The 13,560-nt window shown below is 43.4% G+C and carries 11 protein-coding genes; 7 read left to right on the forward strand and 4 right to left on the reverse strand.

What is annotated here, in order from left to right; translation table 11 throughout:
• Positions 1-1,106, forward strand: a 1,106-nt coding sequence (locus RH46_RS02405) for a DUF3369 domain-containing protein (RefSeq protein WP_006877807.1), incomplete at its 5' end; no start/stop codon positions are given.
• Here RH46_RS02405 and RH46_RS02410 read toward each other — a convergent pair.
• Positions 1,103-3,055, reverse strand: coding sequence for a PAS domain-containing sensor histidine kinase (locus tag RH46_RS02410; RefSeq protein WP_040894915.1), 1,953 nt, complete (start codon positions 3,053-3,055; stop codon positions 1,103-1,105). The genes RH46_RS02405 and RH46_RS02410 overlap by 4 nt on opposite strands.
• 121 nt (positions 3,056-3,176) lie before the next feature.
• Here RH46_RS02410 and RH46_RS02415 point away from each other — a divergent pair, with 121 nt between their 5' ends.
• Positions 3,177-4,142, forward strand: coding sequence for an ABC transporter substrate-binding protein (locus RH46_RS02415; RefSeq protein WP_006877810.1), 966 nt, complete (start codon positions 3,177-3,179; stop codon positions 4,140-4,142).
• 153 nt (positions 4,143-4,295) lie between these two features.
• Positions 4,296-5,279, forward strand: a complete 984-nt coding sequence (locus tag RH46_RS02420) for a chemotaxis protein (protein WP_006877811.1) — start codon at positions 4,296-4,298, stop codon at positions 5,277-5,279.
• Between the two features lie 68 nt (positions 5,280-5,347).
• Here the strand turns inward: RH46_RS02420 and RH46_RS02425 are convergent, their stop codons facing one another.
• Positions 5,348-7,279 (reverse strand): DEAD/DEAH box helicase, encoded by a 1,932-nt coding sequence (locus RH46_RS02425; protein ID WP_006877812.1) that lies wholly within the window; start codon positions 7,277-7,279, stop codon positions 5,348-5,350.
• Between the two features lie 479 nt (positions 7,280-7,758).
• On the opposite strand from RH46_RS02425, the gene rnb reads away from it, so the two are divergent.
• The gene (gene rnb, locus RH46_RS02430) at positions 7,759-9,762 is read left to right on the forward strand and encodes an exoribonuclease II (protein WP_006877813.1); all 2,004 of its coding nucleotides are present in this window, start codon (positions 7,759-7,761) and stop codon (positions 9,760-9,762) included.
• Positions 9,763-9,850: 88 nt separating this feature from the next.
• On the opposite strand, the gene RH46_RS02435 is transcribed toward rnb, so the two are convergent.
• Together RH46_RS02435 and RH46_RS02440 are read right to left on the reverse strand one after the other, a co-directional pair.
• A complete protein-coding gene (locus RH46_RS02435; protein WP_006877814.1) occupies positions 9,851-10,480 on the reverse strand; it encodes a response regulator transcription factor in 630 nt (209 codons plus the stop codon).
• Between the two features lie 396 nt (positions 10,481-10,876).
• Positions 10,877-11,230 (reverse strand): DUF3024 domain-containing protein, encoded by a 354-nt coding sequence (locus RH46_RS02440; RefSeq protein WP_006877815.1) that lies wholly within the window; start codon positions 11,228-11,230, stop codon positions 10,877-10,879.
• A 172-nt stretch (positions 11,231-11,402) separates the two neighbouring features.
• On the opposite strand from RH46_RS02440, the gene RH46_RS02445 reads away from it, so the two are divergent.
• From RH46_RS02445 to RH46_RS22395, 3 genes are all read left to right on the forward strand, one after another.
• The gene (locus RH46_RS02445; protein ID WP_006877816.1) at positions 11,403-12,221 is read left to right on the forward strand and encodes a phosphate ABC transporter substrate-binding protein; all 819 of its coding nucleotides are present in this window, start codon (positions 11,403-11,405) and stop codon (positions 12,219-12,221) included.
• A gap of 460 nt (positions 12,222-12,681) precedes the next feature.
• Positions 12,682-13,218 carry a fimbrial protein gene (locus RH46_RS02450; RefSeq protein ID WP_006877817.1) on the forward strand — a complete coding sequence of 179 codons (537 nt, stop codon included), beginning with the start codon at positions 12,682-12,684 and terminating at the stop codon, positions 13,216-13,218.
• A 63-nt stretch (positions 13,219-13,281) separates the two neighbouring features.
• The coding region (locus RH46_RS22395) for a hypothetical protein (protein WP_040894920.1) at positions 13,282-13,560 on the forward strand (279 nt) is incomplete at its 3' end.

Here is a 13,560-nt window from a genome sequence, read left to right on the forward strand (position 1 = left end):
CACTACTCTATTCGATGCTGCGCTCCTACCGAGACTTATGTCTGATCGAAGAGCAAAAACAGGGCTTAAAAAAAGTCATCGAGTCCTCAGCAAAAGTCCAAAATACCACCACAATACAGGACTACGCTGCGTCAGTGTTAGAGCAGCTGACCTCGTTACTACAACTAGAAAAGTCAGCATTTTACTGTGTTGTTCAGCCTCAACCAGACGGGGAAGTTTCGCGAGCACTAACCCTTGCCGCGACGGGCGACTACGTCGATTTCTGCTCTGAGTGCGAATTTGAACGTTTGCCCGAAGAGGTGTCGCAACGCTGCCAACAAGTGCTTAAGCAGAGGAGCTCACAACATTTTGGTGATGCCTTCATCCTGTTTACCAGTGATGAACAGGGAGCCGATAGCCTCCTCTATGTTAACTTTTACAAGAACTTATCCAGCCTTGATATTCAGTTACTGGAAATCTATATGCAGAATATAGGTTTAACCTTTGAAAACCTCAGTTTGCTGTTTGACTTTAAAGAGACGTCAAAAGAGCTGGTATATAGTCTTGCCAACGCCGTTGAAGCGCGCAGTCGCGAAACGGGCGCTCATGTACAACGTGTCGCTCTGTTTTGCGAGAAGCTCGCGTTGTTGTATGGGTTAACGGACAAAGAGGCCAGCGTAATAAAACATGCTGCTCCTCTACATGACGTAGGAAAAGTGGCGGTGCCGGACTCTATTCTTCATAAACCAGGAAAGCTGGATAGTGATGAATGGGAGGTAATGAAGCGCCACGTTGACTATGGTGTGGAAATATTAAGTCGCTCAAGACGTCGCTTGATTGTAATGGCGAAAGAGATTGCTGCCTACCATCATGAAAAGTGGGATGGAACTGGCTACCCCAATGGAATAAAGGGAACCGAGATACCAATCAGCGGACGTATCGCAGCCTTGGCTGACGTGTTCGATGCGCTCGGTTCGAAGCGTAGTTACAAAGAACCCTGGAGTGACGAAGAAATAAGACGCGAGATTACGCAGCAAAAAGGACGTCACTTTGACCCCGAACTGGTCGATTTGTTAGTCGAGCACTGGGATATGTTTATTGAAATCCGTAATTCTTTACCAGATTAACTGTGGCTATCCTGCTCTGGTGATTGAGACGAAGGGAGGTTTTTCGGTAAACGCAGCTCGAAGTAGACCCCTTTGTCCAGTTCAGACTTAAACGTTAACTCACCTTTAAGCTTTTGCTTAACCAGATTAAATACCAAGTTAAGCCCTAACCCTGAGCCTCCTTTTCCACGCTTGCTTGTGTAAAAGGGTTCGAATATTTTTTGATGCAGGGACTCCTCGACACCACAGCCGTTATCGCGGTATTCAACAATGACTAAGTCTTCCAATTCCCTGAACTCAATCTCGATTTGGGCTGTAGGCTGATCGTGAAAGGCGTGATTGATGCTATTCATGATTAGATTCGATATGACCTGGGTTAACACACCTGGCAGACTGTTCATTGTCAGGCTTTGTTGCCCTTTGAGTTCGGGGACGACAGGCACTTTACGTGTTTCCGGATGCAGACTTGCTATCAGCGCTTCGAGAACCTGATGAATATTAAACTGACTACGGCTTTCAGAAACTTGATCGACAGCGGTTTGTTTAAAGTCTCTAATCAGCTTAGCGGCTCGGTTCAAATTGTGTTCCAGCATAGTGGAGCTTTCAGTGAGTTGTTCCATTAGCATAGAGAACTGTTCGCTGGTCAGGCTCTGGTTGGCAAAAGCTTGGGTCGCTTCATTAGTAATATCTTTCACCACCGATGTCGCGGTTACTGCAATACCTAGTGGTGTATTCACTTCATGGGCGACACCAGCCACGAGCCCGCCTAACGCTGCCAGTTTTTCAGATTCGACTAGCTGCTCTTGAGTCTTTTTCAGTTGCTCCATGCTTTGTTTGAGATCAAGAGTCCGCGCGGCGACGGTATGTTCTAGATTCTGGTTAAGCTCTTCGAGTTCAATCTGGGTCAGCTTAAGTTCGGTGATATTGATAGTCGTGCCGCGAAAACCAATAAATTTGTCATTTTCGAAGCGCGCTTTTGCCTGGAATAGTAAGTAGTGGGTAATACAGTTGATAGTGACCGTCTCTTCACACATTGCAAAGTCACCCTGATGCATGAGCTTTTGGTGTAACTGTTCGCAGTGAGCCAGAGCTGACAACTTCCTGAGCAGTGGTTTGGTATCGTTTGGGATTTCAAGTGCTGCCAGCATACTATCGGAGGCATAAGTGAGATGACCCAACTGGTCGGTTTCCCACAACCAATCAGAGGAGACATGGGCAAACTCCTTGAGTCGTTCCTGCTCCTGCTGAATGTTGTCATATAAACGGGTGACATTACTGGTGATCTTATTTGCTTCTTCTGCCAGCCAGTCTATTTCGTCATCCTTTTCTGATATCCAGCGGAAGTGGGGAAGCCGCAGGGCTTTGGCTGGATGTCTGGGATTGTATTTTCGTAAGTACTTTGCGATAGCAAACAATCGACGATTCACACTCTTATGGAATACCATCAAAACAAAAAAGCAGACGAACAAGGTTTTACCTGCATTCAAAACCAGTGTGTAAATGGCCTGCCAAATAAGATAGTCATATATATCCTGAGCATCGGTCTGAATCTCTATCTGGCCTATTTCCTCAACAAGGGTTGAGTTTGGGTGATGATAGAGCAGCGTATACCGTTTGGTTATGGGGTTGTCGACAACTTCAGTACCGGCCTCAAAGGTGTATTCACCACTGTAGATACGCAGGTAGTCTACTCGGGGCAAGTTAACCAGACCGTCTATTTCTTGTTGCAAAGAGACTAAATTAAAATCCCACAGCGATGCAGCAATTAACGGAGCGTGAATATCCCGAATTTCTACCTGACGCTGTTTGACGGTATCAAATTCCTTGCGGTAATCCCATGTCAGTTGAAGGAGGGTAGTCAATACGGTAATGGCGCCACTAAGAAGCACCATGATCAAGATAATCCGCCGTCCTATGCGGCTATAGAGGGGGTTTTGCTGGCTCTCTTCGATATCTCTGGTTCGGCTCATACTTAGTCATTCAAAAGTTTATTAATTCATTATAGACCCCTGATGTAATTTTGATTGATAGATGTATGTGGAGAGTTGTGACAGGGCAACTACACTAAAGGAACATGGTAGGAGAAGTATTATGCGCTGGATATGGATATGCCTTATTTTCTCGTCGCAAGTGTGTGCAACTAAAGTGCTGCTTATAGAGAGTTACCACTCTGGTTATCCTTGGGACGCGAGTTACGTTAAGGGGATTGAACAGACCCTGTTACCATCAGTAGAATTTGAAAGATTTGAGATGGACACCAAGCGTTTGCCCACTGAGGAGTTTAAGCGAAAAGCAAACGAAGCGTTCGCTGTCTATCAGAGGTTTCAGCCCGATATAGTGATGCTAGGTGACGACAATGCATTAAGTCATATGTTGCCTAAGCTATATGATGAACCTATTTCTATCGTCTTTCTTGGTGTCAATGCCAATCCGAGAGCATTGTTAAAGCAGTATCGGGGGAAAGCCAAAGTCACAGGGGTGTTAGAGCGCCCGTTGTTTGTAAAGTCGCTTGGGGAGTTAAGGAAGATCTTCTCAACACCGGACTTTAAGGTGTTGGTTCTGTTTGATTCTGGTGTGACATCGAAAATAGCCAAAGAGTATATCGAAAATCAATACACTCTGATCCGTAAGAACCTCGGAATTGAAGTAGAGATTAAAGCCATTGCGACCAAGCAATCCTGGAGGGAGCAGGTAATGGCCGCTAAAGAGCAAGGCTTTACATTAATTATTGTCGGCCTTTACCAAACCTTAGTTAATGAGAGTGGGGCCAATGTGCCCGCGGCAGAAGTGATTAAATGGACCAGCGAAAATTCACAGTTGCCACTGTTTGCGTTCTGGGATTTTGCGGTTGGCGTAGATAAAGCCGTTGGTGGGGTGGTCTTGTTTGGTCAAAGCCAAGGTGCTGAAGCCGCTACCATGGTCAATCAGATTGTAGAGCATGGGCAGCCGTTAGTGATACCGATTGCGACTGGTAGCAAGGGTAAGGCGATTTACTCAAAATCAGAATTAGAGCGTTGGGGAATCACAATGCCTCCTCATTGGCAGGCGATCGATTAAGATTCACTAGTAGCCTGAAGTCTCCGGATAGTAAGAAGTTTGAAGTCAGTTTAATGATTAGATTTACAAAATATTGAATTGACGTTAAAAAGTATAAAAGTATTAGTAATTGATGACGATAACTAATAGTGAATAAATAATGAAAGTAGAATTATGAGCGGATCTAGTAGTACGATTTTAACGGAAAGCGGCACCAATGAACTGGAAATAATTGAGTTCCACTTAGTCAAAGAGTTGCCTGATGGGAGCAAGAAAACCTGCTACTACGGTATTAACGTTGCTAAGGTTCGCGAAGTCATTCAGGTGCCAGATACGACAGATTACCCGAATGCCCAACCTCACATGGTAGGCGTTTTTTCATCTCGTGATATTTTGACACCGCTGGTTGACCTTGCGGGGTGGCTAGGTGTTCCGACGTCTAAAGACAATGCACGTAAATTCGTGATTGTGACTGACTTCAATAATATGACTAACGGATTCTTAATTGACAGTATTAGTCGTATTCACCGTATCTCATGGAACGATGTTGAGTCACCAAGTCAGTTCTTAGAAGCTGGCGAGCAAGATTGTGTGGTTGCGGTGGTGCGTAAAGATGGCAATCTGATCATGATATTGGATTTTGAAAAAATCATCGCTGATATCAACCCAGAACTGAGTATGGAAAAATACGATGTAACACTGGATAAGAGTGTTGATCTTAACCAGCGTATGGTGCAAAAACGTAATGCCAGAACCGTTATGGTGGTTGATGATTCAGCGTTTATTCGTTCAATGATTCAGGAAACGCTAAGTTCTTCTGGTTATAACATTATTGCGTGTAAAGACGGTGGCGAAGCACACGATAAACTGATGAACTTAATTGAAGTCGCTAAGGAAGAAAACCTACCGATTAGTGAGTTTATCGATGGTGTAGTAACCGACGTAGAAATGCCACGTATGGACGGTATGCACTTAGTGAAAAGACTAAGAGAAAGTGATGCATACGCTACGCTTCCGATTGTCATGTTCTCTTCATTAATGAGTGAAGATAACCGCGCGAAGGCATTAGCGTTAGGTGCCAATGATACAATTACCAAACCTGAGATTGGCCGCATGGTCACTTTGATGGATAAGTATATTTTTAATAACAACGCATAGTCGTCACTATGTTGCTGGCATAAAAAAAGGATACGCAATGCGTATCCTTTTTTATTTGAGTCGGTTGATTAACCTTCGCTGCGGTTACCGCGACCATGGCCACGTTCGCCACGGTAGTTACCACGGTGATCACCACCACGGTTACGGTCGAAGCGACGCTCACCATCACGACGGCCACGGCCACCTTCACGGTTACCATCACGACCACCTTCACGGTTGCCACGGTAGCCGCCTTCACGGTTGCCGTCACGGTTACCACGGTAGCCACCTTCACGACGACCGCCATCGCGACCTCGACCACCGTCACGGCCACCACCACGACGAGGCTCACGGAAATCGTTGAAGTCACAAACTACAGCATCAACTTGTTTTTGGCGGATGCGTAGTTTCTGTAGCTTACCTGCCGTTTCAGACGACATTGCTTTTGGTAGCTGAACGTAAGTTTCGCCTTGTGCTAGTTTGATAGCACCGATAGAACCTTTAGTCAGGCCTAGCTCGTTTGCAAGAGCGCCAACGATGTCTTTAACCTGAACGCCTTGTTCACGACCAACTTGCAGCTGGTAAGTATCCCAATCTTGAGTATTGAAGCTACGACCGCCTTCACGACGACCATCACGGCCACCTTCACGACGCTCTTTACGGCGTTGTTTATCACGCTCGATTGCTTCGATCATTGGATCTTCGCCAATGTAGAACAGTGGACGTTTACCTTGCTGACGCTTAAGCAGAATTGCTGCTAGTGTCGCCGCGTCTAGCTCTAGAGACTCTTGTAGCTTATCAACAAGCTCAGCAAACTTCTCTAGTGCTTTGTGTTCTTTCTCAGTTTCTAGTTCTGCGCCTAGTTTAGCCAGACGAGCTTCAGCAACCTTGTCACGGTGTGGAAGTTGAATTTCTTCCATTGATGACTTAGTTACACGCTCGATAGTACGCAGCATACGTAGCTGGTTAGTGCGAACTAGAAGAATCGCTTTACCTTTACGGCCAGCACGACCAGTACGGCCGATACGGTGGATGTATGACTCAACATCGAATGGGATGTCGTAGTTGAATACGTGTGTAATACGTGGAACGTCTAGACCACGAGCAACAACGTCAGTCGCTACCAGGATGTCGATAACACCTTGCTTGATATGGTCAACAGTACGCTCACGTAGCGACTGAGGAATATCACCGTGAAGTGCAGATGCTTTGAAACCACGAGCACATAGCCAGTCAGCAAGACGCTCAGTGTCTTGGCGAGTACGTACGAATACGATTGACGCGTCAGTTTCTTCTGTTTCTAGAAGACGAGACATTGCTTCGTCTTTTTCTACACCTTTAACAACCCAGAACTGCTGTTCTACTTTGTCTACTGTGTGGTTTTTACCTGCAACGTCGATCGTTTCCGGATCGCGTAGGAAGCGCTCAACAATGCTCTTTAGCATTGGAGGCATAGTTGCAGAGAATAGTACACGCTGTGCAGACTCAGGAGCATGCTCCATGATTTCAGTAACGTCATCAACGAAGCCCATGTTTAACATTTCGTCAGCTTCATCAAGTACGAATGTATGAACTTCGTCTAGGTGTAGACGGTCACGGTTGATAAGGTCTTGAACACGGCCTGGAGTACCTACAACAATGTGAGCACCGTTCTTAAGTGCACGCATTTGATCAACGATAGATGCACCACCGTAGATCTCTAGAACTTTAAGGCCAGCGATGTTTTTACCAAGGTTTTTAACTTCAGCAGCTACCTGAATCGCTAGTTCGCGAGTTGGGGCAAGAACAATAGCTTGAGGCTTACGTTGAGCAAGGTCTAGCTTGTTAAGAAGAGGTAGAGAGAAAGCTGCAGTTTTACCAGTACCAGTTTGAGCTTTACCTAGTGCATCTTTACCAGCCAATAGGTGCGGGATAGCAGCAGCCTGAATTGGAGTTGGTGAAACGAAACCCATACCATCAAGTGCTGAAAGGATAGAGTCGTTAAGCGCTAGATCGCTAAACTGAATTACAGAATCTGTCATTGGGATCCTACTATATATATGTCAACAAAAGGTCCCACGAGCTCTACCAATTCCAATACCAATCCAGTTGAGAGCTGATTCCATTCAGATGCGGAAAAGTCGTAAATCGCATCAAGCCACTAGGGACGTAAAATTATCGATGCCGCTAGCTATCTGTTCACTACTGCAAAGCAAGTCTGTGAGCACATAGTGAGGGGCACCGATATTAAGGGGGCGGATTATTCCCTAAAAGCAACAAAAAAAGCTAGAAAAAATTGAATTTCATCACAATTTTTTCCTATATTGAGAAATCTCGTTTATATATTAGTCATCTCACCATACGGATAGCATGAAATATAAGCATTTGAGACGATTTGGTAACTGACTGAATTAGTGACTAATCGATAGATTGTCATGCTTATACGCTAGCTAGGCTATAGACGCAGTGATATAGTGGGCGCTATTTTATGGTTAGATACTTACTCGGTAAAACAGAATAGATGTTCCAAGATAACCCTCTACTGGCTCAACTCAAGCAGCAAATTCAAGAAACACTTCCTAAGAAAGAAGGTACGATCAAAGCGACAGAGAAAGGTTTTGGCTTTTTAGAAGTCGATAGCAAAACCAGTTTCTTTATCCCACCTCCGTACATGAAGAAATGTATGCACGGTGATAAGGTCAAAGCGATCATTCGTACAGAGAAAGAGCGTGAAGTAGCTGAGCCTGAAGAGCTGATTGAACAGGGTATCTCACGTTTTATTGGCCGAGTGAAACTATTTAAGGGTAAATTAAATGTTGCCCCTGACCACCCTCAGCTTAAAAAGCTTGCACTAAAAGCAAAGACACGTAAGGGCATTAAGAGTGATGACCTTAAAGAGGGCGATTGGGTCGTTGCACACTTAACGCGTCATCCATTAAAAGGTGACAACGGTTTCTTCGTCGAAATCAGCGAGAAGATTACTGATGCGGACGATAAAATCGCACCGTGGTGGGTAACTCTGGCTCAGAATGATCTACCGAATAGTGAACCTGCAGGTATCGACAATTGGCAAATCAAAGACGATGCTGACCTACAACGTGTCGACATGACTCACGTTCCATTTGTCACTATCGATGGTGCGTCAACCAAAGATATGGACGATGCGCTTTATGCCAAGAAAACAGAATCAGGCGATTTCGAGCTGACCATTGCTATTGCAGATCCTACCGCATACATCACTCCAGATAGTGAAATGGATAAAGTCGCACGAGAGCGTGGTTTCACTATCTACCTTCCTGGTCGCAATATTCCAATGTTACCGCGCGACCTTGCTGACGAGCTATGTTCACTGATGCAAGACGAAATTCGCCCTGCACTATGCTGTACAGTGACGATTAGCAAAGATGGCGTCATCGCTGACGATATCCAGTTTTTCGCTGCCAACATCAAGTCACACGCGCGTCTGGTTTATGATCAGGTATCTGATTGGCTGGAAAATGGTCAGTCACCAGAATGGCAACCAAGTGAACAAATCGCAACAATCGTTCGCGACCTTTACGAATTCTCACTAGCTCGTGCCGACTGGCGTGAAAAAAATGCGGTAGTATTCCCGGATCGTCCTGATTACCGTTTCGAGTTAAGTGAAGATAATGATGTTGTTGCGATTCACGCTGACATGCGTCGTAGCGCAAACCGTCTGGTTGAAGAGGCGATGATCACAGCAAACATCTGTGCAGGTCGCACGTTAAAAGAAACATTTAACTCAGGTGTATTTAATACTCATGCTGGTTTTAAACCTGAAAAAATTGCTGATGTTCTATCATTCGTAAACCCGGACGGAGAACTGCCATTTAGCGCCGAATCTGTTGTAACACTGGAAGGTTTTGCTGAATTACGTCGTTGGTTAGGTCAACAAGAAACTAGCTATTTAGACAATCGCATTCGTAAGTTCCAAAGTTACAGTGAGATGGGTAACCAACCTTTGCCGCACTACGCTATGGGTTTAGATATTTACGCAACATGGACGTCTCCAATCCGTAAATATGGTGACATGATTAACCACCGCATGCTCAAAGCGCATATTCTCGGCAAAGCGCCTGAGCAGACTGCTGATGAGACAGTGGGTGAAGAGTTAGCATTACATAGAAAACACCATAAGATTGCTGAGCGAAATGTTGGTGATTGGCTATATGCTCGCACTCTGGCTGAAGAGCCAAATAAGCAAACAAAATTCAATGGCGAAATCTTTGATATCAATCGTGCAGGTATGCGCGTCCGTTTACTTGAAAATGGTGCGGCAGCCTTTATTCCTGGCTCTCTGATTTTAGCTAACAAAGAGCGTTTGGAATGTAATGGTGACGCGGGAACAGTTTCGGTTGATAAAGAAGTGACATACCGTTTGGGTGATGTGCTAGAAGTGGTTCTGACTGAAGTGAACCAAGAAAACCGCAGTTTGGTCGCTAAGCCAACACAAGAGTTTGCTGAGGTAAAGAGCGTAGAAGATTCTGCATCTGAAGCTCAGTAATCATTACTCGTTTATCGAGTAGAAATGCCAGTCGACTGACTGGCATTTCAATTAATAGCTCCACCCATTGCATCGTTTCCAATTCGATTTAATCACCGACAATAGCTTCTCGCTTACTTACTTCAATGAGCTCGATAACGCTTGATACACCGTATTTATCCAAAATTCTTCGCTTATAAGTACTGACGGTTTTTGGACTCAAGCCTAAAATATTCGACACATCATTGTTGGACTTACCTTGTAGCAGATAATTCAGCACCATCACTTCTCGATTTGATAGCTTTGGTGTTTTAGATGAAATGTCTCGTTGACTGGATTTAAAGAAGTTGTAGCCACTGAGTACGGTCTCCAGAGCGTTGACGATGACTTCTTGGCTCTCTGATTTATCAATATAACCATTCGCTCCAAGTTCATAGGCGACCTTGGAACAGTAGTCCTGCCCATTACAGGAGAGAAAAACCGTTTTCCCGCTATAACCGTGGGACTTAGCTCTGCGAAAGAACTGGAACCCATCCGCACTATCTAAGTTAACATCTAAGATCAATAGATCAAAATCTTGAGCCGAAATAATACTAATTGCTTGCTTATAATTACTTGTGCAAATAATATTATCTACAGACTTAATACGAGACAGGATTATTTTAAGAGACTCACATACAATAGGGTGATCGTCGTATATAAGAACATTGTTTTTTTCTAAACCATTACTTCTAAACATAGTAAATACTTCTTTCTAATTATCGTTTGGCTGCTAATGAAAGAGCTGAATAAAAATAGCAATACATGAATGACATTAAGTGCTCTGACGTGTTTCATTGTTATCATCGACGCTACTTAACACTCATGTTAATGCATATCATATTCTGTAATATTATCCTACGTTACGCTTCGTTTTAGCATTGTGTAAATTCTATTTTTCATGCAAATACGATAATTCCTACAGAATGAAGAGTGCCTATTTGAGAATACGCGAGTGATAACCGCACTTAGCGTATTTACGCTCGGTAAATAGAGAGTTAGCACGCTTGAAACTAGAGTTGGAAATTAACTAATAGCTTAAATAAAGGAGTGATTGAATCGAAGGGTAGAAGTAAGGTTTACGGTTTGATGAAGGTTAGTCATTCCAAAACATCTCTTTCGGATCTTTATCTACTTCGCGGATAATCGCAGTTAGGTCAGTACTGTAAGGAAGGAACGGGTAAGGTACCCACTCTTCATACAGTGTTTGATGCGGGATTGATAGCTGCCAGCGATTATCTTGATGGTTCCAGGAGACTTTAGCGATATAGTCCATGTAGTCGCAATGAGAAGAGTCGAGTAAGAAATGTTGTTTGATAAACACGACACCATCATCTGTCACCTCATAGCCTGCCTTTCCAAGCTCAGCAGGCGTATTTTGGTTTCTCATCTTGCAAATAGATTGAGCACGACTCTCGACCTGACGTTGTAACAGACTTACTAATCCCATATGAGTCTCACTTCAAAACGTTGGCGTATTCCTAAGCTTTCAGAATACCTCATCTATGTAGATAGTATTTATATAATAGGCAGTGATCTGCCCGGGTTTTCACAAAATTGTCATCTAATGGAAATAATATGTTGGCGGCTATCGATGGCCGAACAATAACCGGGAGAAAATTATGATTCGCATTGCGCTGGCTGCACTCTTGTCTACATCATTGGTATCAGCACCAGTATTAGCAGATGAAGTAAACGTATCTGGCTCTACCTCTGTTGCACGTATTATGGATGTGCTGGCGGAAAAGTATAACAGTTCACATCCAGAGAGTTACATTGCAGTACAGGGGGTTGGTTCAACTGCTGGTATTACGCTCGTTAACAAGGGTGTCGCAAACATAGGTATGAGCTCTCGTTATCTGACGGTAAATGAACAGACCGAAGCATTGACCGTATTACCTATTGCATTCGATGGGTTAGCGGTGGTCGTCAACAAATCCAACACAGTTCAAAACGTTTCTCGTCAGCAGCTGTTTGATATCTATAAAGGCAAGATAACCAATTGGAAGCAGCTTGGAGGCAACGATCAGAAAATTGCCGTCGTTACGCGTGAGGCTTCGTCTGGATCACGTTACAGTTTTGAAAGCCTAATGGGGTTAACAAAAATCATTAATGGCCGCATGGTTTCCGATATTAACCCTGATAACTTAGTTGTTAACAGTAACAGTATGGTCAAAACCATTGTTAATCATAATAAACAAGCGATTGGTTTTGTTTCTACAGGATCCGTTGATAGTTCGATTAAAGCCATTAAGTTCGAAGGTGTAGAGGCAACTGGAAAGAACATCGCTTCGGGAAAGTATGAATTGTCTCGCCCGTTCTTAGTGTTATACAAACAACAGAGTATCTCTGAGCAAGGCGAGGATTTCATTCGATATTTATCAAGTAACGAAGCTAAACACCTTATTGACGAATATGGCTATACGTCAGTTACAAAGTAATTTGTGACCAGCTTAGCTGTTGGTATTCAACCTATATGAGGCATAGTGTTTATTTTTTGCAACACTCTGGTAGTGAAGACATATGCCTCTTTAATATCTAGATATTCTTACAGTTCGACAGATTTTTTTAGCTGTCTGCCTTCCTTTCTAACACCTATCATACTGCCTGAACATCATTTTCCTACAAATGTTGGTAACTAAATCTTATATCCAAGTTTAATGAACTGATTGATACTATTGTCAATCAAGGTGTGAATGCGCAATACACTTTGTGAATATATTTAATTGTCGTTGTTAAATGTAATTTTAATTCCAGCTTACTGATATTAAATGATTTGTCCGCGCTGCTTTAGGTGGGTAGTACTATTTGTTTTTGTAGGTTTGGTTAAATACTAATGGCTTTAAAAGCCAAATATTAATTTTATATAGCGCTTACTAAACTCATATGGAGTAAAGAAATATGAATGCAGCACCTTTTAAATCAGGCCTAAAATCCTTATTTATCACAATTCCGGCAATCTTGCTGGCAAATACTGTACAAGCAAATTCAGGCAGCTTAAATCTCGTTGGCGCAGTCAATGCTGTCACTTGTAATATCAGTGTCGAGAGTGCAACTGGCAGCCCTGTTACTATGATAGATTTGGGAACGTCCGCTGTCGATAGTGCGGGTCAAGAGGTGATTTTCCACTTATCACCTGATACTAGTGATAGCAACTGCGACCTTACAAATTTAAATGCAGAGGTAACTTGGTCTGGCTCCAACCTCGGTCCTCAAGGCATTGAAAACGGCAGCGGCACAGCGACAGGCTCCCGAGCGTTGCTAAAAGCCAGACCTTTAGGTGGTGCAGTTGAAATTACGTCAGTGGAACCTTCTTATCAGTTCTTACAGAGTCAAATGCAACCTGATAGTACTTTACAGTTCTCAGCGCAGTTAGTTGCAGGTTCAGTACCAGGAACCTTCGCCTCTACGGTCGCATACTCAGTTTCATACTACTAATTCTTCCTGGGCAGGTGGTGTTTATCATACCTGCCCTTTTTGTAACCAGTGTTTGGAAGAAGTATGAATATGTTAAAGTTTATTAGCTATTTTCTACTAGTTTTCTCATACTCTTTATTGGCAAATACAACTGACGAAAACGATGAAAAGTTTGATACACGTTTTTTGATTGGTAATCCTGAATATGCTGACTTTTTTAACAGCGAAAGCGATCTCTTTGTTGGTACATACTTAGTTGAACTGTACGTAAATCAGCAGTTTGTTAAGGATATTAATCTCACTATAGATCCATTCGAGTACGAGCTAAATGAACTTTGCTTAGAGAAAAATCTACTGATTGGC

Origin of the sequence: Vibrio brasiliensis LMG 20546 (genome assembly GCF_000189255.1) — a bacterium.
In the GTDB taxonomy this organism is placed as follows: domain Bacteria; phylum Pseudomonadota; class Gammaproteobacteria; order Enterobacterales; family Vibrionaceae; genus Vibrio; species Vibrio brasiliensis.

Coding starts and splice junctions, on each gene's coding strand:
- RH46_RS02410 (WP_040894915.1), bottom strand. CDS start 3,055: ATGAGCCGAACCAGAGATATCGAAGAGAGCCAGCAAAACCCCCTCTAT.
- RH46_RS02415 (WP_006877810.1), top strand. CDS start 3,177: ATGCGCTGGATATGGATATGCCTTATTTTCTCGTCGCAAGTGTGTGCA.
- RH46_RS02420 (WP_006877811.1), top strand. CDS start 4,296: ATGAGCGGATCTAGTAGTACGATTTTAACGGAAAGCGGCACCAATGAA.
- RH46_RS02425 (WP_006877812.1), bottom strand. CDS start 7,279: ATGACAGATTCTGTAATTCAGTTTAGCGATCTAGCGCTTAACGACTCT.
- rnb (WP_006877813.1), top strand. CDS start 7,759: ATGTTCCAAGATAACCCTCTACTGGCTCAACTCAAGCAGCAAATTCAA.
- RH46_RS02435 (WP_006877814.1), bottom strand. CDS start 10,480: ATGTTTAGAAGTAATGGTTTAGAAAAAAACAATGTTCTTATATACGAC.
- RH46_RS02440 (WP_006877815.1), bottom strand. CDS start 11,230: ATGGGATTAGTAAGTCTGTTACAACGTCAGGTCGAGAGTCGTGCTCAA.
- RH46_RS02445 (WP_006877816.1), top strand. CDS start 11,403: ATGATTCGCATTGCGCTGGCTGCACTCTTGTCTACATCATTGGTATCA.
- RH46_RS02450 (WP_006877817.1), top strand. CDS start 12,682: ATGAATGCAGCACCTTTTAAATCAGGCCTAAAATCCTTATTTATCACA.